Here is a 24,523-nt window from a genome sequence, read left to right on the forward strand (position 1 = left end):
ATTAAGCTTCAGCAAGCATTTTTTCTCCAGCTTCGATAGCTTCCTCGATAGTTCCTTTAAGGTTGAACGCTGCTTCTGGTAAGTGATCCAATTCACCGTCCATAATCATGTTAAACCCTTTGATAGTTTCTTTAATATCTACCAATACTCCAGGAATTCCAGTAAACTGTTCTGCTACGTGGAAAGGCTGAGACAAGAAACGTTGTACACGTCTTGCGCGAGATACAGCCAATTTATCTTCTTCAGACAATTCTTCCATACCAAGGATGGCGATAATGTCTTGTAATTCTTTATAGCGTTGCAATAACTCTTTTACACGTTGTGCACAGTTGTAGTGCTCATTTCCTAAAATTTCAGCAGTAAGAATTCTAGAAGTAGAATCTAATGGGTCTACCGCAGGGTAGATACCAAGCTCAGCAATTTTACGAGACAATACCGTTGTAGCATCCAAGTGGGCAAACGTTGTTGCAGGTGCCGGGTCAGTTAAGTCATCCGCAGGTACGTAAACCGCCTGTACAGATGTAATAGATCCTTTTTTGGTAGAAGTAATACGCTCTTGCATCGCACCCATTTCAGTTGCCAATGTTGGTTGGTAACCTACCGCAGATGGCATACGTCCAAGAAGTGCAGATACCTCAGAACCAGCTTGTGTAAAACGGAAGATGTTATCTACGAAGAACAATACATCTTTTCCTTGTCCATCGCCAGCGCCATCACGGAAGTACTCAGCAATTGTTAAACCAGACAAAGCAACACGTGCACGTGCTCCTGGTGGCTCGTTCATCTGTCCGAATACGAAAGTTGCTTTAGATTCTTTCATTTTAGACTTATCTACTTTAGATAAATCCCATCCACCATCTTCCATAGAGTGCATGAAGTCTTCACCGTAACGGATAATTCCAGACTCTAACATCTCTCTCAAAAGGTCATTTCCTTCACGAGTTCTTTCACCTACACCAGCAAATACTGATAAACCACCGTGACCTTTTGCAATATTGTTAATCAACTCCTGAATCAATACTGTTTTACCTACACCGGCACCACCAAATAATCCAATTTTACCTCCTTTTGCGTAAGGCTCAATCAAGTCGATTACTTTAATCCCTGTAAATAATACTTCAGTAGAAGTTGATAAATCTTCAAATTTTGGAGCCTCTCTGTGAATTGGCAAACCAGATGTTCCAGCTTTTGGCAAATCACCAAGACCGTCGATAGCATCTCCAATTACATTAAACAAACGTCCGTAAACATCATCTCCAATTGGCATTTGGATAGGAGCACCAGTAGCGATAACTTCTGTCCCTCTGCTCAAACCATCAGATGAATCCATCGCAATTGTTCTAACAGTATCTTCACCAATGTGAGACTGTACTTCTAGAACAAGAGTGGAACCATCAGGTCTCTTAATCTCTAACGAATCGTAAATTTTTGGAAGTTCTGAATCAGCACCGAATTCAACATCGATAACCGGTCCTACAATCTGTGCAACTTTACCTGTAACTTTTGACATTACTTATATGTTTAATGTTTAGATATTTTAATACTGAAAAACAAGGATAAGGCACAAATGTGAGCTCCCCGTTTTTTGCGCTGCAAAGATATATTTTTTTAATTTAATAATAAAGCCATTTTTTTAGGTTTTTCGGGATAAAAAAACGCCTACTTGCAATCCTGAGACAAGTAGGCGTTTTTTATGAAAATTCTTAGCTATATTATTGAAGTGTAGGAGCGTAGTTTGTTGGGAAGTTTCCTATATCAACTAAATTTCCGGAAGCTTCAAAGTTAGATCCGTAAGTTTGGTCAATGGCCTTTAGGAAGGCATTTGCTATTGCTGCATAACCTCTAGAGGTTAGGTGCACGCCATCCAAGGACATAGCGCCTCCAGTTACCAAATTGGCGTTTAAGGTAAAATCGCCGTCTGTTAAACCGCCGTTGGCCAATTGATGTAACATAGCGTTGGCATCAACCATTGCCAAGCCGGCAGAAGAGGCCGCCGTTTGAATGGTGGCGTTAAAACTATTGGTGGCAGTTGCTATTTCGGTTTGCTCTGTTGGAATCAATACCCATTTGTCTTCCAAAGGTAAGGTGATCCCCTCTATTGAAAACTGTCCAGCTAAAGCTTGAGGTAATCCTTGCGCCATTAAAGCTCCGGCATAAGAGGTATTCACTGTGCCAATTACAGTACTACTGGTCAACACAAATAAATCATTTTCGTTGGCTTGTCTTGTCTGTCCGTAGGTTTGTCCTAATAAGGCGGCTACCAATGGAGCTGCTTCCTCCGGAAGTCCAAATTGGCCTATGAATGCAGGGAAAGTTGGGCTGGCCATTAAGGCTCCCGTGATAGTAGATGAAATATCTTCTAAGCTTTCGTCCTTAATCACTACGGCACTTGCTTCTGTTTCTGAAAACACAATGGCTCTTTCAGAAGCACCAATAGCTACGTAAACTTGGTTTAAAGCACCAAAAATAGCATTCAAGGTCGGAATTTGTGGCCCGAAATCAGGGTTGGAAGGATCCAGCGGATTGTAAGGAACAGTTGTGAAATGAGGAATTGTTGTGATGTCCGGAATGTTTGCAACCACCCCTTTGGCTCCTCCTGAGGTTAATGTGGTCACCAACGTAGAGATGGCATAATCAAAGGTTGCCTGGTCTGTGATAGGTGAGGACCCATCGGCACCACTTAAAGCATATCCCAAAACATCATTGTTTCCAATCCACATAGTAAAGAAGGATGGGTTTTGAGCCATGGCCATTTCAATAACACTTGCATCTGGAGTGGCTCCCGTCATTCTTACAAAATAAGGATTCGCCAATCCTGCTGAAAGGTTGGCTAAATTTCCATAACCCGGAGCCAAAAGGTGAAAACTTTTTGCCCCTGGAACTCCCATATTGTTGAAAGGACCAGTTGGATTGTTGGTAGCAATATCCGTAGTGACGGTTACTGGCCCAATCACCGACTCTAAAGGTACGGGTCCAGCCCCGCCAAACACCAATCTTGGGGAGGCAATACGGTTGCCTGCTAGGGCCAAACCACCGTAATTGTCGTTCATTAAAGGTTGGGTGAAACTTCCGCCACCTGCCAAACTGAATTGCGAGGCCAAAATGTTCGGGAAGGAGTTCTCTTGAGAGGCTATAAATAGGGCTCCATCGGTATAACCAGAGGTTAATGAGTTTCCTAAAGAAACGTAATTTGAAAAGTCGGCTTCTCCCGCGGTTAATTCCGGTAGGGGTTCTGTAGAAGGCGCTATTGTGTCGTCACTGTCGCAGGCCATGAATCCTAAGGAGATGGCGAGCAACCATATATATTTTGTATTCATATTAAAATGTTTGGTAATTTTTATAGGTTATTGATGGTCCATGAAACGTAGTACATAGATCCTATGTATCCTGTACCAATGGCAGTAAAGTACTCATCGCCCAATAGGTTGGTGGCTCCTGCTTTGAAACTGGATTTAATGGAAGGTACTCTATAATTAACTTGAGCATCTAAGGTGTGGTATGCTGGAATAGCGCCGTCACCAAAAGTTGCTTGCCAGTAGTAGTCATCGCTCCATCTCCAAGCTAGATTAAATCCAAAGTTTTTGAATAAATCTGTGTGTCCAAAAGAGGCCTTTACCTTGTGCTCTGGAGTGTTGAAATTGGTTCTGAAATCTGGATAGGCTGCTTGATCAAAATCTTGTTTGGTGTAAGTATAGCTTCCTCCTAAATCGAAATCACCAAATATTTTGGTAGAAATCCCAAGAGAACCTCCATAAGAATTCACATCAGCTTCTGAATTGGTATAGGTTTGGTATACATTGTAATCACCATTTGCAATGGCTGCAATGGAAAGTCCGTTGTCACCAACTTCTCCATAAAGAGGCGCCACTACATTTTCATTTGAAATAAAGTCTTTATATCGATTGTAGTAAACACTTAAGTCGATAATGTTCTTTTCCAATTTACCACGGTAGCCAACTTCAAAGGAAGTAACACGTTCTGGTTTTACTAAGTCTGGATTTCCTATTTCCAATAGGGCAGGATTACCGGCTTGTCCAAAGGCTTGTACTGAAGATGCTGAGTAAGAGTTGTTATAGGCTGCCGCTCCTGTTTGCGTAATATTGGAAGGTTGCCCTAATAATTGTCCTGAAGCACTAATGGCATAATCTCTAGAGTAACGGTCTAAATTGTCTGGGGCGGCACCCACCAAAACAGCGCGTCCGGCATCCAATCCAATGAATAAATCCTGTGTAGTTGGGTTTCTGAATCCTGTTTGTACGGAGGCACGAATGTTATGGTCTTCGTGTAGTGTTAACCCTGCCGATAACCTTGGAGATAGAAAGCCGTCAAAGAATTCTGATTTGTCATAGCGAATGGACCCTGTTAATTTTAAGGACATATCGTTATTGAATTTGAAAAGTTTCTGCATTTGCGTATAAACCCCAAACTCAGAATAATCAATGGCTCCGTCATAGTCGGTATAGATAGTTCCAAAAGAATTTAAGTTGTATTGTCTGTAAGAACCTCCAACTTGAATTTCTACAACATCCCATAAATGAGTAAAGTTATAGTTGGCATCTGCATGGTAATATTTGGAAGCATCCTGAAATTTTGATCCAGTACTTAAGTTTGGATCGCTGATACTTCTGTTGAAGGCCGCTTGGAATTCAGGAGACCCTGGTTCATATCTGCCTGTATCGGCTTGAGCACGTGCAATGGCATGGGCTTGTTCATTGGTAGCTCCAGCCAAGGTGGCCTGTACATAGGTTCCAGTATATTCTCCAAACCAAGTTTGATCGTCTTTCCACGCTCTGTTAATATTGATTCCCGTGAAAACCATATCGTAAGAATCTCCAGCTTTATCGGATACTACATAACCTCTTACAAAGAAGTTGTTGTTGCGAACTTCCAATTTGTGTTGTTGTTGGAAGAAGTTGTCAATGGTATATCTATTAGTCCCTTGATAAATAGTTGAACCTGTTCCAACTTTACCAACATAGGCAATTTCAAAATCATCAGCCATAGGTCTGAAATACAATCCCCAATCGGCCTTGATGCTTTCTGCATTATAATTAGTAAGGTCACGTTCTTCATATCCAGTTCTACTTACATCTACCGAAGGCACCAAAGCTTCTGCTCCACTTGGAAGGATACCTAATCCAACCAAGGCAATGGCAACATCTCTGATATTTGTAGAAACTTCATCTCCATAAATATTATATCCGTCATAACCAACGCTTTCTCTAGTGGCTCCAGTACCTGGTTTCCCTTCGTAGTTGTTGGCAACCCAATCAGTACCTTTTAACCAACCAAAATTCACCTTTGCAGCAAATTTGTCACTGAATTTGTAGGCTGCTCTAATTCCTGCATCACGGTAGGTGTTATCTCCAGCGGCATCCTGAGAAGTGATTCCTTGTTTGTAATACCCACTAATGCCTTGGTGGTCAAATGGATTTTTACTGCGCATGAACAAAATACCATTAAAGGCGTTGGCCCCGTATAATGCGGAAGCAGCTCCCGGTAATAATTCTACACTTTGAATATCGGTTTCGTTCATCCCAACCAAATTTCCGATTGGGAAGTTAAGGGCAGGAGTAGAGTTGTCCATTCCGTCCACCAACTGCATGAATCGGGTATTGGAGAAAGTGGCAAAACCTCTCGTATTAATGGCTTTAAAAGTTAAACTGTTGGTGTTGATATCCACACCTTTTAAGTTTTCAAGACCGTCATAGAAATCGGCAGAAGCTGTGTTTTTAATTTCTTTCAAACCGAAGCGCTCTACCGTTACAGGGGATTCAAAAATACGTTCTGGTGTTCTTGAGGCAGAAATGACTATTTCATCCAGTTCTGTTCCTTCGGTTAAAATAATGTCTATGGTTTGAGGGTTGGTAGTAACTTCTTTAGTGACACTTTGAAATCCAACGCTACTCACTTGGATGCTAAATGGAGGTTGTTGATTCACAACAAAGGAATAATTACCATCAAAATCTGATATGGTACCTTCGGAGGAACCAATGGCGATGATGTTCGCTCCAGGGAGTGGTTGTCCATTTTGGTCGGTAATTTTTCCTGATACGGTTGTTTGTGCAAACGAAAAGGCACAAAAAAGCAGCATGAGAATCTTAGGGAGTGTTTTCATTATTAAGAATTAGTTATTAGTGGTGGCAATATATATAATCTTGGAGAACTTTCAATGAGGAATTGTTAGAAAACTATGCGTGCATAGTAATTTTTAGCAAAAAAGCATATCAGATAATGGTAAATAGATAAAAAAAACCTCTAAAAATGCTAAATTCATATTGCATTCTTAGAGGTTTTTTAGGTTTAACCTAGATGTTTTTGTTATTCCACGGTCACCGATTTTGCTAAATTTCGTGGTTGATCCACATTTTTTCCTAGCATTACGGCTATATGGTACGATAGTAATTGAAGTGGAATAGTGGTTAATAACGGTGATAAAGACTCTAAAGTTTCAGGAACTTCAATGACGTGATCAGCCAATTCCTTAACACTCTCGTCACCCTCCATTACAATTCCTATGATTTTTCCTTTTCTTGATTTAATTTCTTGTATGTTACTTACCACTTTTTCATAATGTCCTTTTTTGGTAGCAATAACAACAATTGGCATGTTTTCATCTATCAAGGCAATTGGACCGTGCTTCATTTCCGCTGCAGGGTAGCCCTCTGCATGTATGTACGAAATCTCTTTAAGTTTCAGAGCGCCTTCCAATGCAACAGGGAAATTGTATCCTCTTCCTAGGTAAAGGCAGTTTTTGGAATCTTTGTAGATATCTGCAATTTTTTTAACAATTTCATCAGACTCCAATGCCTTTTGTACTTTTTCAGGAATGAGTTCCAATTCAATTAAATGATGACGGAAGTCGGAACTAGAAATGGTACCTTTAGCTCTTGCCAATCTCAGGGCTATCAAGGACAGTACAGTAATTTGAGTGGTAAATGCTTTAGTGGATGCCACCCCAATTTCAGGTCCTGCATGAGTGTACGCTCCCGCATCGGTTTCTCTAGCGATGGAAGATCCTACTACATTGCAAACTCCAAATACAAAGGCGCCCTTGGATTTTGCCAATTTGATGGCTGCCAAGGTGTCTGCTGTTTCACCGGATTGTGAAATAGCAATCACGATATCTTTCTCAGTAATGATAGGATTTCTATATCTGAATTCCGAAGCATATTCAACTTCAACAGGAATTCTTGCCAAATCTTCAAAAATATATTCGGCAACTAAACCTGCATGCCATGATGTTCCGCAGGCTACAATTATAATTCTTTCTGCATTGAGGAATTTTTTCATGTTGTCCTCTACACCAGCCATTTTTATAATGGCTTGGTCAGTTAGCAAGCGCCCTCTAAAGGTGTCCAAGATAGCGCTTGGCTGCTCGTATATTTCCTTAAGCATGAAATGAGGGTAACCTCCTTTTTCAATTTGCTCAAGGTTTAGTTGTAACTGTTGAATATAAGGATCTACTTTGGTGTCGTCGTAGATTTTTCGAATTTTGATGTCCTTGTCACGACGGATAATAGCCATCTCCTCATCTTCAAGATATACCGCATTTTTGGTGTATTCTAGGAAAGGAGACGCATCACTGGCAATAAAGAATTCTCCTTCACCAATACCAATGGCTAATGGGCTTCCCAATCTAGCAACGACAATTTCATTAGGTTTGGTCTTGTCAAAAACTGCAATGGCATAAGCACCGATGACTTGATTTAAAGCAACTTGAACCGCTTTGCCAAGCTTTAGGTTTTCTTTTTGCATGACATCCTCAATCAGGTTGACCAATACTTCGGTATCGGTATCTGATTTGAATGTAAACCCTCTTTGAATCAATTCTTTCTTTAAGGATTCATAGTTTTCAATAATTCCATTATGAATGATTACCAAATTCCCTGAGTTAGAAAGATGAGGATGTGAATTGATATCGTTGGGAACTCCATGGGTTGCCCAACGCGTGTGGCCTATTCCTAAGGTTCCTTCTGTTGTTATTTCTTTACTGATCCGATCTTCTAGGTCAGTTACTTTTCCTTTTGTCTTGGAAAGTTTGATCTCGCAATTATCAAAAAGTGCGATTCCCGCACTGTCATACCCTCTATATTCTAGTCGCTTAAGTCCTTTTATAATGATGGGATGGGCGTCACGATGCCCAATGTACCCTACAATGCCGCACATAATTGTTTAATTTTCTGGTTCCGTGTAAAAAATTTCTAAATATACCTTCTTCTCCTCGTCCGCTGTATTGTTTCCGTAAAGAACCGTTCCTCTAGGGGATAGGATGGAACTTACAGGGACTTTCACATCATCTTGGGTTAATATTTTGGCCTGTTTAGTGGCAGCACCAGTGCTATTGTTGATTTCCAAATTTACATTGGTGGACACTACCAAACCTAATTTTACATTTGTAGAGTCGTTTTCTATGAGGCTTTTTACGTGTTCCGTAATTCTTAATTTATACTTGACACCTTCACCTGTGACTTCGTCATTGACGCGTTCCAGTTTGCCTAAGTGGTTTGTTCTAGAATAAAGAGGGGAAGTTGTACTAGGGATGTCTCCCAAGTAATCGGCTAGGTATCTCTCATTATCGATGTCGTAAAGATAGATACGATCCGGTTCTTGGCCATTTACCTGGGATTGATCTACATAAAAAACAAGATTAGCCTCATTAATCAATCGTTTTCTCTTAACAAAGTTTCCGTCTTCGTCTGTTTGGGCAAAGAAGTTTTTGAAATTTTCGAAGGTATTTGTGTTTTCTGGGTTTTCATCAATATTTTCACCGTCAAACAATTTTACAATGGCCATGGAACCTTGTCCGCCTTTAAGATATAATTTTTCGTCTCCATCCAATTCATTACCATCCATTAAAGGAAGGTTGAATGCATTGTCGAAAAAGTTTACACTATTGCCGGTAAAGGTTAGGGTGTAAGTAGCTTCTATTCTATCTCCATCTTCAACACTAGGGTCTTTGGTATAATAAATTGTAATGTTTGCTGAGGAGGAAGACAAGTTGAGCATGGACATATTTCCGGAATCACCAATAGCTTCTACCTTAAAATAAATACCTCTAAAGTAATCGTTGAAATTGTTTGAATTACTCAATACAGGATCCCCTTCCTTTGCAATTATTTTTTGGTGCCAATAACTAGGATTTAATTTTACTCTTAAGGCTGGAGCCAAACGCTCGCTAACTTCGTTTTCAGGTTCCTGACCTTCTTCAACTTCTGAGGGTTGCGTAAGTACTATTTGTCCTTCACTAGGTCTGAAGTTGTCAAGTGTTGGAGGTTCGGTTAAGCTAGGTACTTCCGTAATCGGTGTGCCTTCCAAAGTGGCAGGATCAATCATTTCGGTTAAGGAGGTAGCCTTATTGGAATAATAGCGTTGGCTCTCATCAAACTCGGAGCTGGGATCAAAACCTCTCAAGAAATAATTGCTTTCAAAAAGTGATAGTTTAATGTGTCCATCTCCAAAGATAGAATCCAATTCATAGGTGTTCCCTCCTTCGTCAGCAATACCGGTGACATTGCTGAAGTAAGGAATGGTCATAACTACAGAGTCAATTTGGGTGCCTTCACCAAAGCTAGGGTCAGAGGTGGATTGCGCTAATTGGGTTACAAAACTTGCCGTGGTACGACCATAAGTAGGATCGTCATAAATCCCTAAAAGGGAGGAAGGTAAATTGTTGGTTTGAACCGGTCTAAATTGATCTCCTTCTCCTCCTAAAGCTCTATTGTAGGTAATTACATCGTATAGGCTTGTTTCTGAATTAAAATGGGAATTGTTATCGCTATTGATAAGATCCGAATCCAGAGTTGAAAAATCCTCATTACAGCCAATAGCAGCCAACGATAGTACTGCCAGTACCGCAATGTTTTTTAGGGCAATTGTTTTCTTTTTCATGTAAGCGCTTCTATTTTAATACTTCGGTAGTGTAAAACTCTGTATATGGCTCCATAAATTCATCTGGAGCATAGTAGTCGAGTACGGGTTTGCCGGAAGCTTTTAAATATTCTGTCAATTCGTCTGGGATGCTTTCAGAACCTTGAATCAACGCGTCAGAGTGGTCTATGGCCACTTTCATGATGTTGTTGTAATTAGGTGTTTCTAAAGCTTTAACCAGACCTTCATCGATATTGTCAAACTTTATTTTATTGATCATTTCACTATCTAACGTTCCATCGAAGCTTTGATTGTATACCGAAGTTACAATTTTACTTTCATTGAAAAGAGGTTCGTTCTTATAAAACTCTTTTAAATATAGCGGAAGCAAAGAAGCCATCCATCCATTTACGTGAATGATGTCTGGTGACCAATTGAGTTTTTTAACGGTTTCAATCACCCCTTTTGCAAAAAATATAGCGCGTTCGTCGTTGTCTGGAAATAACTTTCCTTCCTCGTCTGTCAAGGTCGCTTTTCGCTTGAAATATTCTTCGTTGTCAATAAAATAAACCTGGATACGTTCTTTAGGGATAGAGGCCACTTTGATAATCAATGGCATGTCTAAATCGTTAATCACTAGGTTGATACCTGAAAGGCGTATTACTTCGTGTAATTGGTGTCTTCTTTCATTAATGTTACCATACCTAGGCATAAATATTCGTATCTGGCCTCCTTGTTTGTTTACCATTTTGGGAGCTTCAAATGACATTGATGAGATCTCTGTTTCTGGTAAATATGGTACAACTTCGGAAGACACATACAATATTCGCTTATCTTTCATAAAATAGGTTCGATTTAGTAAATTAGAAATAAAAAACATGCAAAATTACAAAATTTTATGCAGATTGCCAGTAAAATATTAGTTTTGCACGCTGTTAATGTTTTGTTGTCACGTGAGAATTTATTACAAATCCAGTGAGTTAAAAAGCACTGTCGAAGAATTAAAATCCCAAGGAAGAAGCATTGGATTGGTGCCTACCATGGGAGCTCTGCATCAAGGACACCTGTCCTTAACCAAGCAGGCAATGGACGAAAATGATGCCGTAGTGGTCAGCATTTTCGTGAACCCTACCCAATTTAATAATCCGGAAGATCTTGAAAAATATCCAAGAATGCTGGAAACGGATGTTGAGTGTTTGAAGGAACTTAGTGAGGATATCATGGTATTTGCGCCTTCTGTGGAGGATATCTATGGAACCGAGGTGACTTCAACCGCTTTTTCTTACGATGGATTGGAGCACGAAATGGAAGGGCGTTTTAGGAACGGACATTTTGACGGAGTTGGAACCATTGTAAAACGTTTGTTTGAAATTGGACAGCCCGATAAAGCTTATTTTGGAGAAAAGGATTTTCAGCAGTTGATGATCATTAAAAAGTTGGTTGAGAAATACGAGATTCCAGTAAATGTTATAGGTTGTCCCATTTACAGGGAAGCTGATGGTTTGGCAATGAGCTCTAGAAACATTCGATTGACACCTGCTCACAGAGAGGCTGCGCCCTTTATCTACAAAACGCTGCAGACTGCCAAAAAGAAGTTTGGCACAGAAAGTGCTAAGGCAGTTACCGAATGGGTTGAAAACGAATTTGCGTCTAATGAATTATTGGAACTGGAATATTTCATTATTGCAGATGAGCAAACCCTAAAGACGATTACAGAAAAAACTAATACAAATTCATATCGCGGTTTTATCGCTGTATATGCGGGTGATGTTAGGCTTATAGATAACATTGCTTTAAATTAATATTTTTGCCTCATGCAAATTCAAGTAGTAAAATCTAAGATTCATAGAGTTAAATGTACAGGTGCAGATCTTAATTACATTGGTAGTATTACCATTGACGAAGATCTTATGGATGCCGCTAATATTATTCAAGGAGAGAAAGTTCAGATTGTGAATAACGATAACGGCGAGCGATTGGAAACTTATGTAATTCCTGGACCTCGTAACAGTGGTGAAATTACCTTAAATGGAGCAGCTGCTCGTAAGGTGGCTGTTGGTGATACGTTGATTTTGATCACTTATGCCTTTATGGATATTGAAGAGGCTAAGACCTTCAAGCCCGCATTGGTGTTTCCCAACGAAGCTAATAACTTGTTAAACTAAATCCCGAGATTGAATTCGAAGCTTAAAACCATCCTTAAATTAGCACTGCCATTATTGTTGGGTGTTGTTTTAGTATGGTATTCGCTGTCCAAAATTTCAATAGGGGAACTAATCTCACATTTTAAAAAGGCAAACTATTTTTGGATTGCCTTAGGAATTATTTTTGGGTTTTTTAGCCACTTGTCAAGGGCCTATCGTTGGAAGTTTTTGCTGGAACCATTGGGGTACCACCCCAAAATGCCTAATCGATTGATGGCTGTCTTTGCGGGTTACTTGGTGAATTTTACCATTCCAAGGGCAGGCGAAGTAACAAGGGCTACGGTACTTACCAATTATGAAAGCGTGCCTTTTGAAAAGGGGTTTGGAACTATAGTCTCAGAGCGAGTGGCCGATCTTGTGGTGTTGCTTCTCATTATTCTAGTGACTTTGTTTTTGGAGTTTGAATTCATTTATAATTTCTTCATAAATAAATTTGATACCTTTAAGGTGCTTTCTGCTGCAGGTTTACTAGTTGTATTAGCCTCAGGGATGATTATCTACTTTAAAAACGGGAAATCCCAGTTTGCAATTAAGGTAAGGGCATTTGTAATAGGACTGATGGAAGGGGTGTTGAGTATTGTAAAAATGAAGAAGAAATGGGCCTTCATTGGTCATACCTTTTTTATTTGGATTATGTACTTGTTGATGTTTTATGTCACGTCTTTGGGTATAGAAGATTTACAGCCCATCCCTTTAGCGGCTATTTTGGTAGGATTTATTTCGGCAACATTTAGTATTGCAGCTACAAATGGGGGGATTGGTTCGTATCCAGAAGCGGTGGTTTTGGCTTTCATGCTGTTTGCGCTGCCAGAAGACTCCAGTAGGGCATTTGGGTGGATTATGTGGTCCACACAAACCTTAATGCTTACACTTTTGGGAGGAATGTCTTTAATTTGCCTTCCAATCTATAATAGAACCAAATAATTTTATAAATTGCCGTAACAATATAAACGAAGAAAAATTATGCATAAGTTTTTCACGCTTTTGGTATTTGTTTTGGGCTTTCAGGTTTTGCATTCCCAAGTGCTGTTCGAAACGATGGAGTCATCCATTTTAGGGGAGACTAGGGAATTAAAAATTCAGTTGCCTTCCAATTACAACCCTGAAGACAAAACAGAGTATCCACTTATCATTGTATTTGATGGGGATTATCTTTTTGAACCAGTAATTGGTAATGTTAATTACCAGTCTTATTGGGGAGAAATGCCAAAGTGTATTGTAGTAGGGATTAACCAAGCGTCAAGTAGGGAGATAGACTTCTTTTACGATGATGAAACCTACTTTCCTGCTCATGAAGGAGCACGTTTTTTTGAGTTTGTTGGGGTAGAGTTGATCCCGTATATTGAGAGTAAGTTTAAAGCGTCAAAATTCAGAATTGGGGTAGGACATAACTTAAGCGCTAATTTTATGAACTATTATGTGTTTAAGGAATTCCCGATTTTTAGAGCCTTTGTGGAATTTAGCCCTGATTTGGCTCCGGAAATGGCTAATCGTTTGGAGCAGCGTTTGAATAACATTCCTATTGACACCTTCTTTTATTTGGCGACTGCCGAGAATGATTTGGGCAACTTAAACGAGAGTATTGTCAATCTTGATAGAACGATAAGTGCTATTGAAAATCCAAAATTGCATTACAGGTTTGATAATTTTGATGATGCCAATCACTATTCATTGGTAGGGCTTGCCATACCAAAGGCCATGAATCAGATATTTTCCTTATACAAGCCAATCAATAAAAAGGAATATTCCGAAAAGGTACTTACTTATGAAGGGTCTCCTTACGAGTATTTAATGAAAAAATACGAGGATATTGAATTGTTTTATGGTTTTGAGAAAAAGGTTGTGGAAATAGATTTAAAGGCTATTTCGGCAGCCTCTAAGAAAAAAGGAGATATGGAATCTTTGAAAAATGTCTCTAAATTGGCCAAAAAAGAATATCCGGATTCCATGATAAGTGCTTATTATCAAGGCATGTATTATGAAGAAGAAGGTAACTTAAAGAAGGCCCTGCAATACTACCAATCAGGCCTGATGTTAAATGAGTCTGAGTACATTGACAAGGATATGTTATTGGAAAAGGTTTACAGTATTAAAGACCAAAATTAATACAAATAGTTGCATTTCGTCGATTTTTTTTAGCAGGTTAACTTATTTTTGGTATGTTTACTATTCTAAACTAAACCTACTAAATGATGAATAGAAATCTACTTTTTGTCTTAGCACTACTTGCCTTTAGTGTTAGTTTTGCCCAGGTTACACGAGAAAAGTTTCAGTCCAGAAAACTAAATACTACTCGAGAAATAAAAATTAAATTGCCAGCAGGCTATGATCCAAGTTCGCCGTTAAAGCACCCTGTAATTGTGGTGTTTGATGGCGATTATCTTTTTGAGGCGGTTGCTGGTCAGGTTGCTTTTCAAACGTATTTCGATGAAATGCCAAAATCCATTATTGTAGGGATTGAGCAGGGAAAGCAAAGGTTCTATGACAGTTATTACGATGAAGTAACTGGTATGCCAATAGAATCTGGGGAGCGCTTCTATAGATTTGTTTCCGAGGAATTGCTGCCATACATAGATGGCAAGTTTAATACCAGTAAATTTAGAGTGGCAGTTGGGCATAATGTAATGGGTAACTTTATTAATTCTTTTCTGTTAAGTGCAGATCCAATGTTTCATGCTTATGTGAATTTAAGCCCAGACTTTAAAGGTGAAATGAAAGAAAATGTCGTGTCTCGATTAAAGTGGATTGATGAGGATATTTTCTATTACATGGTAACAAGCGATCATGATTTATCTTCCTTAAAAGGCAATATTCGTGAGGTTGATGCTAATTTAAAAGGGGCTAAGAACAATTCGCTTACCTATTATTTTGATGAGTTCAAAGGCGATACGCACTACATGTTGGTTACGGGGGGTATTTCAAAAGCTTTGGATAAAATTTTTGAGCTTTACAAGCCATTGGATGAAAAGGAACTCAAAGAGAAAGTGTTCCCTTACGAAGGAACCTTGGATCGATATATTGTAGATAGATACGAGAGAATTGAAGATCTTTTTGGAATCTATAAGCCAATTAGTGAAGAGGAATTTGAGAAAATTGTACAGGTGGCCGAAGAGCGTAAAGACATCGAGTCTTTAGAAAAAATTGGGAAGTTGGCAAATAAGCAGGATCCAAACTCTTCTTTAGGAACTTATTATTTGGCACTATATGCTGAAAAAATAGGGAAAACTAAAAAGGCGGTTAAATTATATGAAAGTGCTTTGGAGCTAAATGAAATGGCTCATATAGATAAAGATTTTATTTTGTCGAAAGTAGAAGATTTAAAGTTTGCTGCTGAAGAAGTCGAAGAAGAAGCAGACAACTAAACAAATAAAGAAATACCAATCAGTCAATTATTCTGCAGTCCCCAATGCTAATGTGTTGGGGACTATTTTTTTGAGTTAATTATTCCTTATTTTAGCCTAAATTTTAGAATATGGCCAAAGTAAAAACAACATTCTATTGTCAAAATTGTGGAACGCAATATTCCAAGTGGCAAGGGCAGTGTACAGCTTGCAAAGAGTGGAACACCATTGCAGAAGAAGTGTTGCAAACTCCAGAAAAGAGTGGATGGAAAACACCGGATTCAACTTCTGTTAAACGTGTGGCAAAACCTTTGCTCATAAATGAAATTGATGCTTCTCAAGATGCTCGGATAGATGTTGTGGATAAAGAATTTAATAGAGTACTGGGAGGTGGTTTAGTGCCAGGGTCTTTAACACTTTTGGGAGGGGAGCCTGGAATTGGAAAAAGTACATTGTTACTACAAATGGCTTTGCGATTGCCTTATAAAACACTTTATGTATCTGGTGAGGAAAGTCAAAAGCAGATAAAAATGCGTGCCGAACGCATCAATCCAGTCGCTAGTAATTGTTATATTTTAACGGAAACCAAAACCCAAAATATCTTTAAGCAGATTGAAGATTTGCAACCGGATGTGGTGGTGGTGGATTCTATTCAAACACTGCATAGTGATTATATTGAATCCTCTGCGGGTAGTATTTCCCAAATTAAGGAATGTACTACTGAACTTATCAAATTCGCCAAAGAAACGGCAACCCCGGTAATTCTTGTTGGTCACATTACCAAAGATGGACACATTGCTGGGCCTAAAATTTTAGAGCATATGGTGGATACGGTGTTGCAGTTTGAGGGAGACCGAAACCATGTGTTTAGAATTTTGCGAGCCAATAAAAACCGTTTTGGATCCACTAACGAATTGGGGATTTATGAAATGCAGGGAGCAGGTTTAAGGGAGGTTAGTAATCCATCGGAAATTCTTATTTCTAGAAAAGATGATGAACTCTCTGGGAATGCCGTGGCAGCCACTTTGGAAGGGATGCGTCCTTTGATGATCGAAGTTCAGGCTTTGGTGAGTACGGCGGTTTATGGAACACCGCAGCGTAGTGCCACGGGGTTTAATGCCAAACGTCTCAACATGTTGTTGGCAGTGTTGGAAAAACGTGCCGGTTTTAGGTTGGGAGCCAAAGACGTATTCTTAAATATCACGGGAGGAATTACCGTTGACGATCCCGCAATCGACCTTGGGGTCGTGGCGGCTATCCTGTCATCAAATGAAGATGAAGCTTTACCAAAAGATTATTGTTTTGCTGCCGAGGTTGGTCTCTCTGGTGAAATCAGACCGGTTCAGCGAGTTGAACAGCGTATTTTAGAAGCTGAGAAACTAGGGTTTTCAACCATTTTTGTGTCCAAATACAATAAAATATCACTCAAAAAAACAACTATTAAAATTCAAATGATTTCTAAAATTGAAGACTTGGTAGGCTTTATTGTATAAGACCTGTGTGTTAAGTGACCATTTTCCTCCAATTTACACCACTATTTCTCTAAAAATCATTAATTTCGCAGGTCCAAAAGAATTAATGACAATATGAGTACGAAATTCCCTGAATACAAAGGTCTTGACTTACCTAAAGTAGCCGATGAAATGTTGGCCTATTGGAAAGAACATTCCATTTTTGAAAAAAGTGTCACGTCTCGAGATAACGCAAAGCCTTTTGTGTTTTTTGAAGGGCCTCCGTCGGCAAATGGTCTTCCTGGAGTGCACCACGTATTGGCACGTGCTATCAAGGATATCTTTCCTCGCTACAAAACCATGAAAGGGTTTCAGGTAAAAAGAAAGGCTGGATGGGATACTCATGGACTTCCTATTGAACTGGGTGTTGAAAAGGAATTAGGAATTACCAAAGAAGATATTGGAAAAACTATTTCGGTAGAAGATTATAATGCCGCTTGTCGTAAAGCGGTAATGCGCTATACGGATGTGTGGAACGATCTTACCGAAAAAATGGGGTATTGGGTAGATATGGATGACCCCTACATCACCTACGAGCCAAAATACATGGAAAGTGTATGGTGGTTGTTGAAAGAAATTTACAATAAGAATTTATTATATAAAGGCTATACTATTCAGCCATATTCGCCTAAGGCAGGAACTGGTTTGAGTTCTCATGAGCTAAACCAGCCGGGGACTTATCAAGATGTTACCGATACGACGGTAGTTGCACAATTCAAGGCGAAACAAGAAACTTTGCCAGAGTTTTTGCAAAACGAAGGAGATATTCATTTTTTGGCTTGGACGACCACTCCTTGGACTTTGCCAAGTAACACAGCTTTAACCGTTGGGCCAAAAATTGACTATGTGTTGATTGAAACGTTTAATCAATACACTTTTGAGCCAATTAAAGTGGTGGTTGGAAAACCATTGGTTGGAAAACAGTTTTCTGGAAAGTATGCTTTAGCGGAGTCACAAGCTGATATTGATAATTATTCAAAAGAAAATAAAAAGATTCCTTATCGTGTGATTAAGGAATTCAAAGGAGCAGATTTAGTAGGGATTACCTATGAGCAATTATTGCCTTACGCGTTGCCACATAACAATCCTGAGAATGCCTTTAGGGTGATTTCTGGAGATTTCGTGACCACGGAAGATGGTACTGGAATTGTTCACACCGCGCCAACTTTTGGTGCCGATGATGCCCTGGTAGCAAAACAAGCGACTCCAGAAGTGCCACCAATGTTGGTGATGGACGATCAAGGGAATTTGGTGCCTTTGGTAGACTTACAAGGGAAGTTCAGACCAGAAATGGGAGAGCATGCAGGGAAATATGTGAAGAACGAATATTATGCCGATGGTGAAGCTCCTGAGCGCTCTGTAGATGTTGAGATCGCCATCCGTTTGAAAGAAGAGAATAAAGCCTTTAAGGTTGAGAAATACAAACACAGCTACCCTAACTGTTGGAGAACCGATAAACCAATCTTGTATTATCCTTTGGATTCTTGGTTTATCAAGGTGACCGATGTGAAGGAACGTATGTTTGAATTGAACGAAACCATTAACTGGAAACCTAAAGCTACAGGAACAGGACGTTTCGGAAATTGGTTGGCAAATGCCAATGATTGGAACCTGTCACGTTCTCGTTATTGGGGAATTCCATTGCCAATTTGGAGAACTGAAGATGGCAAGGAAGAAATCTGTATTGGTTCCGTAGAAGAATTAAAAGCAGAAATGCAACGTGCTATTGACGCAGGCGTTTTGGCGGAAGATATTTTCAAGGATTTTGAAGTAGGTAACAACGATGATGCTAACTATGCAAAATTAGATTTACATAAAAACATTGTGGACCAAATCACTTTGGTGTCGGCTTCAGGAAAGCCAATGAAGCGTGAAAGTGACTTGATAGATGTTTGGTTTGATTCTGGGTCGATGCCTTATGCACAGTGGCACTATCCTTTTGAAAATAAAGAGAAAATTGATGCACATACCTCTTTCCCTGCCGATTTTATTGCAGAAGGTGTAGACCAAACGCGTGGATGGTTCTATACCCTTCATGCCATTGCAACGATGGTGTTTGATTCGGTGGCTTATAAGAATGTGGTGTCCAACGGACTTGTGTTGGATAAAAACGGACAAAAAATGTCCAAGCGCTTGGGGAATGCCGTAGATCCATTTGAAACCTTGTCCAATTATGGAGCCGATGCGACACGTTGGTACATGATTTCCAATGCGAATCCTTGGGATAACTTAAAATTTGACCTTGAAGGTGTAGAAGAGGTAAAGCGTAAATTCTTCGGTACCCTATACAATACCTATTCTTTCTTTACTTTATATACCAATTTGGACAACTTCACCTATAGTGAGGCGGATATTCCTTTGGAAGAAAGACCGGAGATTGATCGTTGGATTTTATCTGAATTACACACATTGATTCAAAAAGTTGATGAGTACTATGCCGAATACGAACCTACAAAAGCGGCTAGAGCAATTTCAGACTTCACACAGGATTACTTGAGTAACTGGTATGTGCGTTTAAGTAGAAGACGTTTCTGGAAGGGGGATTACCAATCCGATAAGATTTCAGCTTACCAAACCTTGTACACCTGTATGGTAACCTTGGCGAAACTTGGAGCGCCGATTGCGCCATTCTACATGGATAAAATTTACCAGGATTTAACAAAGGTGACACAAAAAGAAAACTTTGAAAGTGTACATTTGGCCGAGTTCCCTGTAAGCGATCCTGCTTTTATTGATAAAGAATTGGAGCGTAAAATGGAAAGCGCCCAAACCATTTCATCGTTGGTCTTGTCCTTACGTGCCAAGGAAAAGATAAAAGTGCGTCAGCCGTTGCAAAAAATCATGGTTCCTGTGAACAGTGAACAACAAAAAGCTGAGATTTTGGCGGTTGCAGATTTGATTGCTTCAGAAGTAAACGTTAAGGAAATTGAGGTTTTGGAAGATGCTTCTGAGATTTTGGTGAAGCAGATTAAGCCAAATTTCAAGGTTTTAGGTCCTCGTTTTGGAAAAGATATGAAATCCATCGCTCAGATTATCAGCGGATTTACATCTGAAGACATAAAAAAAATGGAGCAAAGCGGGGAAATGGATGTTGAAATTAATGGAAAAAGTATTACATTAGAACGTTCTGATGTGGAAATTACCTCACAAGACATCGAAGGTTGGCTTGTAGCAAACGAAGGGGCTTTAACGGTAGCTTTGGATGTTACAATCAATGATGAACTTAAAAAAGAGGGTATCGCCAGAGAGTTGGTAAACAGAATACAAAACCTTAGAAAAGATTCAGGGTTTGAACTTACCGACAGGATTGCAGTCCACTTACAAAACGATGAACAGATTAGTAATGCGGTAAAACAAAATATTGATTATATAAAAACAGAAACGTTAACAGATCAATTGGAGATTTTGGACATTGTAAACAATGGAATTGAGATTGCCTTTGATGATGTAAATACCAAACTGTTTATTGAAAAATTATAAGATTATGGCAGTAGAAACTAACAACAGGTATTCCGATAAGGATTTGGCAGAGTTTAAAGTGTTGATTCTAGATAAAATTGAAAAGGCTGAACATGATTTGGGGCTTTTAAAAAGTGCTTACATGAACGACCTCAATAATGGAACAGATGATACCTCTCCAACGTTCAAAGCTTTTGAAGAAGGTAGTGAAACCATGAGTAAGGAAGCTAACTCACAATTGGCAATTAGACAGGAAAAGTTTATTCGAGACTTGAAAAATGCCCTTATTAGAGTAGAAAATAAAACCTATGGTATTTGTCGTGTAACGGGTAAATTAATCAGTAAGGAGCGCCTAAAGTTAGTGCCGCACGCTACATTGAGTATTGAGGCAAAAAATATGCAGCAATAATTGAACTTATAATATAAAAACAGCGCCCTGTATTTACAGGGCGTTTGTTTTTTAGTGTTCTCAGTAAGTTCTCAATTTATAAATCCTATTTTTGTGTTTCACCAATATTAAACCATGTCAATAAAAAAAGCATTTCTGTTAATTCTTTTGATTTTGTTGGTTGACCAAATCAGCAAAGTATACATTAAAACCCATTTTGAACTTAGGGATCGAATAGAAGTGTTTGAGTGGTTCCATATTGCATTTGTTGAAAATGATGGGATGGCTTGGGGCACTAAAATCAGTGATTTTGTCTCCTTTATTTCAGATGAAACTGCTAAGTTGAGTTTGACCCTGTTCAGAATTGTGGCTGTTTTTGGTATCGGTTATTGGATGGTGTCTTCCATAAAAAAGAGGGCTTCCAGAACTTTGATTTGGGCTGTAGCTTTGATTTTTGCGGGAGCCTTGGGTAATATTATCGATTCTGTTTTTTACGGGGTTTTGTTTAGTGATAGCATCAATAGGGTTGCTACTTTCTTGCCTGAAGAAGGAGGTTATGCAGGGGTGTTTTATGGCAACGTGGTGGATATGTTACATTTTCCAATTTATAGTGGTATTTATCCAGAATGGTTGCCTGTTTTAGGAGGAAAAAGCTTTTCCTTTTTTGAGCCCGTATTTAATATTGCTGATATGGCCATAAGTACAGGAATTGGTATCCTGATTGTGTTTAATAGAAAAGCATTTCCAAAACCTTCAGATCAAGTGGAAGTTGTCAATGAAAATGAAAATACTCAGTTAGAGAATGTATAGATATTTTTGGGTGTAACGCAGTAGTCGAGAGGTATATCCGCTTCGTGCATGTCTTCAAATTGAGATTCTGCTTCAAAAAAGGATAGGCCAATTTTTATAGCGCTGGGGTTGCAGTTAACCAGAAATCTATCGTAGAAACCTTTGCCATAACCAATTCTTTGTCCTTTTTCGTCGAATGCCAAAAGAGGAATAAAAATCACATTCAATTTATCGTTGGCTATTTCTATCCCATCCTCAGGTTCAGGAATACCGTAAGCATTAACTTTAATGACGGTATTGTCGGTCAATAAGAAATTGGTCATGGTACCCGATTTGAAGTCGCTTTTTGAAATGACGATATTTTTGTCTTTTCCTGAAAGAATATTAAGGATAAAATCGGTTTGGATTTCTTTTTTCGAAGCAATACTTAAGAATAGGTGGTAGAAGGAGTGATTCCAAATATCCATTCTTAAAAGTTGATTGGCAATATCGATGCTTAATTGGTCTACCTCATCTTCGGAAAGGGCAGCTCGTTTGGATTTATAAAGGGACCTCAATTCAGATTTCGTCATGTTTTAGTTTTGTGCTAATATGGAATAGGGCGTCTCCTTGATAAACAATAGGCAATTCATTGACATTAATAATATACCCTGAATAAATAGCTTTTACAAAATGGTTGAATTTGCCGTAGGGGTCCGTTATATTACCAATAATATCACCTTTGGTTACTTTGGAATTTAAAGTTGCCGTAGGTTTGAACATTCCTGAATAGTTGGCTCTTTGCCAGCTGCTGTCTAAAATGGTAACCGTTTCTACTTTTGGTTTGGATACTTTGTATTTTGTTGAAAGCATGCCTAAGTGATGTAAAACCCGCTTTACCCCGTTTACTCCAGTATTTGTTATGTTAACATCAATGTGGGTGGATTTACCGCCTTCAAACAACAAGATTGGTTTGCCCTGTTTGCTGCAGGTATTCCGAAATGATTTCTTGATGTTTTTGGAATATAAAATAAAAGGAGCACCAAATACATTGGCCAATTCGTCCAGAGTTGGATTGTTTTTGGTAATCCGTATTTGGGGAGCATTGAATCTCCCTGAGCCTCCAGTATGAAAATCCATAACGATATCCACATCCGGAATTACTTCGCTTACCAATTTATGAGCTACTCGGCTTGCCAAAGAACCTTTTTTCGTTCCGGGAAAAACACGGTTTAAATCTCTGCCATCCGGAAATTCCCTTTTTAGGGTTATAAATCCAAATACATTGATAATAGGAATGCATATAATAGTGCCACATTTAGGCTTGTTGATGCCTTTGGCAATAATCTGTCTAATAATTTCAACACCATTTACTTCATCACCATGAATACCGGCTGTAAAAAGAACTACAGGCCCTGGTTTTTTGGAGCGTTCTATTATAACGGGTACATCGATGCTTGACGTAGTGTGTAGGTTAGCTACCCCAAAATTCAATTCACAACGCTCACCCGCTTTAATATCTTTGCCAAGTATGGATATGATTGGTTTTTGGGTGTAGATCATTTATCGGTTCCTTTCAATGTAAGTTATTATGGCTCTAGCAATATTTTTACCCGTAGCTTCTTCGATACCTTCAAGGCCGGGAGTGGAGTTTACTTCCAGTAGTAGTGGGCCTCTGGCAGACTGTAGCATATCAACACCGCAAACAGGTAGCTTTAATGCTTTTGAGGCCTGCATAGCCAACTTAAGTTCAGCTTCATTAAGTTTAATAATTTTAGCTGTACCTCCTCGGTGTAAGTTGGAGCGGAATTCCCCTTCTTTGCCTTGACGTTTCATTGCGCCAACCACTTGTCCGTCTACAACCAAAGCTCTAATATCTGCTCCTTTTGCTTCTTTTATAAACTCTTGTACAATTACCCTGGCCTGTAAACCATTAAACGCTTCCAATACAGATTCGGCAGCATTTTTTGTTTCGGCCAAAACAACACCAAGACCTTGGGTGCCTTCAAGTAATTTTATGATTACGGGAGTACCTCCCACATGATCAATAACTTCCTCTACATCTCTGGAATAGTTTGTAAATACCGTTTTAGGCATTCCAATTCCAGCTTTGCTAAGGCGCTGTAAACTGCGCAGTTTATCTCTTGAGCGTTGGATGGCGTCTGAGGTGACAATGGTGAAAACGTTCATCATCTCAAATTGGCGCACTACGGCGCAACCGTAAAAAGTTATGGAAGCTCCAACTCTAGGAATAATAGCATCTACATAGTCCAGATATCGATCTTTATAAAAGATGGTAGGCTTTTCCTTTTCAATAATAATGTCACATTTCAAAGGGTCGATCACTTCAACATGATGCCCTCGTTTTCGCCCTTCTTCAATGAGTCGTTGGGTAGAGTATAAATAAGAGTTTCTAGATAGAATTACTATGTTCATGCGCGTTTGCTTGCGTTAAAAGATATGTTTTTCTGATCTACATCAACGAGAAATTTTTTGCTTAAAAACTGTCTGCCAATAAGAACAGGGAATTTCATATCGTCTCTGGTGCTTAAAGTTAAGTTAATCTTATAGGTTTTACCAAAAATTATGACATCGGTTTTTATTTTGAACCTGTTTTCCTTAAAGCCGTTACTGCTTTTTACATTAGTTCTTGAAAACGAGGAGAAAGTAACCTCGACACCACTAAAGTTTGGATGCCCCTCACTGTGAAAGGTACAGATAAGGCTATTGTTTTTTTCGATGATTTTTGAGCAATGGATAGCAGAAGTATAGGCGCCAGTATCTATCTTGACATCTACTTCAAACAGCTGTAGTTCAGGAAAATCAATTTTATCTGTGCGGCCAATGGTTTGTGTTTTCATTGCTGAAATTAAAAGGTACCAAGTTAGTGAATTACTAATTTCAAAATTAGGTTTGTCAATATAATTTTTAAGGCATTTAACATTTACGGCCTCGATAGCAAAACATTAAAATGGTTACCTT

The 24,523-nt window shown here is 39.1% G+C and carries 19 protein-coding genes; 9 read left to right on the forward strand and 10 right to left on the reverse strand.

Features of this window, described 5'->3' with window-relative positions; all coding sequences use genetic code 11:
• Window position 1: 1 nt before the first annotated feature.
• From atpD to RBH95_RS02445, 6 genes are all read right to left on the reverse strand, one after another.
• Window positions 2-1,510: a F0F1 ATP synthase subunit beta gene (atpD, locus tag RBH95_RS02420; RefSeq protein ID WP_307901148.1), complete on the reverse strand. Its 1,509-nt coding sequence runs from the start codon at window positions 1,508-1,510 to the stop codon at window positions 2-4.
• A 202-nt stretch (window positions 1,511-1,712) separates the two neighbouring features.
• Window positions 1,713-3,317: an SGNH/GDSL hydrolase family protein gene (locus tag RBH95_RS02425; RefSeq protein ID WP_307901149.1), complete on the reverse strand. Its 1,605-nt coding sequence runs from the start codon at window positions 3,315-3,317 to the stop codon at window positions 1,713-1,715.
• 20 nt (window positions 3,318-3,337) lie between these two features.
• Window positions 3,338-6,118, reverse strand: coding sequence for a TonB-dependent receptor domain-containing protein (locus RBH95_RS02430; protein WP_307901150.1), 2,781 nt, complete (start codon window positions 6,116-6,118; stop codon window positions 3,338-3,340).
• Between the two features lie 203 nt (window positions 6,119-6,321).
• On the reverse strand, window positions 6,322-8,169 hold the full coding sequence (gene glmS / locus RBH95_RS02435) for a glutamine--fructose-6-phosphate transaminase (isomerizing) (protein ID WP_307901151.1): 1,848 nt from the start codon (window positions 8,167-8,169) through the stop codon (window positions 6,322-6,324).
• Window positions 8,170-8,175: 6 nt separating this feature from the next.
• Entirely contained in the window at window positions 8,176-9,891 is a 1,716-nt protein-coding gene (locus RBH95_RS02440; protein ID WP_307901152.1) for a DUF4270 domain-containing protein, read from the reverse strand.
• 10 nt (window positions 9,892-9,901) lie between these two features.
• Window positions 9,902-10,711 (reverse strand): glycogen/starch synthase, encoded by an 810-nt coding sequence (locus RBH95_RS02445; protein ID WP_307901153.1) that lies wholly within the window; start codon window positions 10,709-10,711, stop codon window positions 9,902-9,904.
• 112 nt (window positions 10,712-10,823) lie between these two features.
• Between RBH95_RS02445 and panC the strand changes: the two genes are divergently transcribed.
• The 9 genes from panC to RBH95_RS02490 all read left to right on the forward strand — a co-directional run bounded on the left by panC (window position 10,824) and on the right by RBH95_RS02490 (window position 21,583).
• Window positions 10,824-11,672: a pantoate--beta-alanine ligase gene (gene panC / locus RBH95_RS02450; protein WP_307901154.1), complete on the forward strand. Its 849-nt coding sequence runs from the start codon at window positions 10,824-10,826 to the stop codon at window positions 11,670-11,672.
• Between the two features lie 12 nt (window positions 11,673-11,684).
• Complete coding sequence (panD, locus tag RBH95_RS02455; RefSeq protein ID WP_307901155.1) at window positions 11,685-12,035, forward strand: aspartate 1-decarboxylase; 351 nt, start codon at window positions 11,685-11,687, stop codon at window positions 12,033-12,035.
• 9 nt (window positions 12,036-12,044) lie between these two features.
• Entirely contained in the window at window positions 12,045-12,998 is a 954-nt protein-coding gene (locus RBH95_RS02460; RefSeq protein ID WP_307901156.1) for a lysylphosphatidylglycerol synthase transmembrane domain-containing protein, read from the forward strand.
• Window positions 12,999-13,037: 39 nt separating this feature from the next.
• The gene (locus RBH95_RS02465; protein WP_307901157.1) at window positions 13,038-14,180 is read left to right on the forward strand and encodes an alpha/beta hydrolase; all 1,143 of its coding nucleotides are present in this window, start codon (window positions 13,038-13,040) and stop codon (window positions 14,178-14,180) included.
• Between the two features lie 83 nt (window positions 14,181-14,263).
• The gene (locus RBH95_RS02470; protein ID WP_307901158.1) at window positions 14,264-15,436 is read left to right on the forward strand and encodes an alpha/beta hydrolase-fold protein; all 1,173 of its coding nucleotides are present in this window, start codon (window positions 14,264-14,266) and stop codon (window positions 15,434-15,436) included.
• A gap of 110 nt (window positions 15,437-15,546) precedes the next feature.
• A complete protein-coding gene (radA, locus tag RBH95_RS02475; protein WP_307901159.1) occupies window positions 15,547-16,908 on the forward strand; it encodes a DNA repair protein RadA in 1,362 nt (453 codons plus the stop codon).
• Window positions 16,909-17,001: 93 nt separating this feature from the next.
• On the forward strand, window positions 17,002-20,406 hold the full coding sequence (ileS, locus tag RBH95_RS02480; protein WP_307901160.1) for an isoleucine--tRNA ligase: 3,405 nt from the start codon (window positions 17,002-17,004) through the stop codon (window positions 20,404-20,406).
• A 4-nt stretch (window positions 20,407-20,410) separates the two neighbouring features.
• Window positions 20,411-20,794 carry a TraR/DksA C4-type zinc finger protein gene (locus tag RBH95_RS02485; protein WP_053992681.1) on the forward strand — a complete coding sequence of 128 codons (384 nt, stop codon included), beginning with the start codon at window positions 20,411-20,413 and terminating at the stop codon, window positions 20,792-20,794.
• Window positions 20,795-20,908: 114 nt separating this feature from the next.
• Window positions 20,909-21,583 carry a lipoprotein signal peptidase gene (locus RBH95_RS02490; protein WP_307901161.1) on the forward strand — a complete coding sequence of 225 codons (675 nt, stop codon included), beginning with the start codon at window positions 20,909-20,911 and terminating at the stop codon, window positions 21,581-21,583.
• On the opposite strand, the gene RBH95_RS02495 is transcribed toward RBH95_RS02490, so the two are convergent.
• Genes RBH95_RS02495 through RBH95_RS02510 form a run of 4 tightly spaced genes read right to left on the reverse strand, consistent with a single transcriptional unit; the run spans window position 21,565 to window position 24,402 of the window.
• Window positions 21,565-22,134 (reverse strand): 5-formyltetrahydrofolate cyclo-ligase, encoded by a 570-nt coding sequence (locus tag RBH95_RS02495; protein WP_307901162.1) that lies wholly within the window; start codon window positions 22,132-22,134, stop codon window positions 21,565-21,567. The genes RBH95_RS02490 and RBH95_RS02495 overlap by 19 nt on opposite strands.
• Complete coding sequence (locus tag RBH95_RS02500) at window positions 22,121-23,104, reverse strand: succinylglutamate desuccinylase/aspartoacylase family protein (RefSeq protein ID WP_307901163.1); 984 nt, start codon at window positions 23,102-23,104, stop codon at window positions 22,121-22,123. Before RBH95_RS02500 ends, RBH95_RS02495 begins: the two co-directional genes overlap by 14 nt.
• Window positions 23,105-23,977 (reverse strand): 30S ribosomal protein S6--L-glutamate ligase, encoded by an 873-nt coding sequence (gene rimK, locus RBH95_RS02505; protein ID WP_307901164.1) that lies wholly within the window; start codon window positions 23,975-23,977, stop codon window positions 23,105-23,107. It abuts the gene before it with no gap.
• Window positions 23,974-24,402, reverse strand: coding sequence for a RimK/LysX family protein (locus RBH95_RS02510; protein ID WP_307901165.1), 429 nt, complete (start codon window positions 24,400-24,402; stop codon window positions 23,974-23,976). The genes rimK and RBH95_RS02510 overlap by 4 nt, the downstream gene beginning before the upstream one ends.
• Window positions 24,403-24,523 lie beyond the last annotated feature (121 nt).

Origin of the sequence: Mangrovimonas sp. YM274 (genome assembly GCF_030908385.1) — a bacterium.
Taxonomy (GTDB): Bacteria; Bacteroidota; Bacteroidia; order Flavobacteriales; family Flavobacteriaceae; genus Mangrovimonas_A.

Coding starts and splice junctions, on each gene's coding strand:
- RBH95_RS02430 (WP_307901150.1), bottom strand. CDS start 6,118: ATGAAAACACTCCCTAAGATTCTCATGCTGCTTTTTTGTGCCTTTTCG.
- RBH95_RS02440 (WP_307901152.1), bottom strand. CDS start 9,891: ATGAAAAAGAAAACAATTGCCCTAAAAAACATTGCGGTACTGGCAGTA.
- RBH95_RS02470 (WP_307901158.1), top strand. CDS start 14,264: ATGATGAATAGAAATCTACTTTTTGTCTTAGCACTACTTGCCTTTAGT.
- RBH95_RS02485 (WP_053992681.1), top strand. CDS start 20,411: ATGGCAGTAGAAACTAACAACAGGTATTCCGATAAGGATTTGGCAGAG.
- RBH95_RS02465 (WP_307901157.1), top strand. CDS start 13,038: ATGCATAAGTTTTTCACGCTTTTGGTATTTGTTTTGGGCTTTCAGGTT.
- RBH95_RS02500 (WP_307901163.1), bottom strand. CDS start 23,104: ATGATCTACACCCAAAAACCAATCATATCCATACTTGGCAAAGATATT.
- RBH95_RS02490 (WP_307901161.1), top strand. CDS start 20,909: ATGTCAATAAAAAAAGCATTTCTGTTAATTCTTTTGATTTTGTTGGTT.
- rimK (WP_307901164.1), bottom strand. CDS start 23,977: ATGAACATAGTAATTCTATCTAGAAACTCTTATTTATACTCTACCCAA.
- RBH95_RS02445 (WP_307901153.1), bottom strand. CDS start 10,711: ATGAAAGATAAGCGAATATTGTATGTGTCTTCCGAAGTTGTACCATAT.
- atpD (WP_307901148.1), bottom strand. CDS start 1,510: ATGTCAAAAGTTACAGGTAAAGTTGCACAGATTGTAGGACCGGTTATC.
- ileS (WP_307901160.1), top strand. CDS start 17,002: ATGAGTACGAAATTCCCTGAATACAAAGGTCTTGACTTACCTAAAGTA.
- panD (WP_307901155.1), top strand. CDS start 11,685: ATGCAAATTCAAGTAGTAAAATCTAAGATTCATAGAGTTAAATGTACA.
- glmS (WP_307901151.1), bottom strand. CDS start 8,169: ATGTGCGGCATTGTAGGGTACATTGGGCATCGTGACGCCCATCCCATC.
- RBH95_RS02425 (WP_307901149.1), bottom strand. CDS start 3,317: ATGAATACAAAATATATATGGTTGCTCGCCATCTCCTTAGGATTCATG.
- RBH95_RS02510 (WP_307901165.1), bottom strand. CDS start 24,402: ATGAAAACACAAACCATTGGCCGCACAGATAAAATTGATTTTCCTGAA.
- radA (WP_307901159.1), top strand. CDS start 15,547: ATGGCCAAAGTAAAAACAACATTCTATTGTCAAAATTGTGGAACGCAA.
- RBH95_RS02495 (WP_307901162.1), bottom strand. CDS start 22,134: ATGACGAAATCTGAATTGAGGTCCCTTTATAAATCCAAACGAGCTGCC.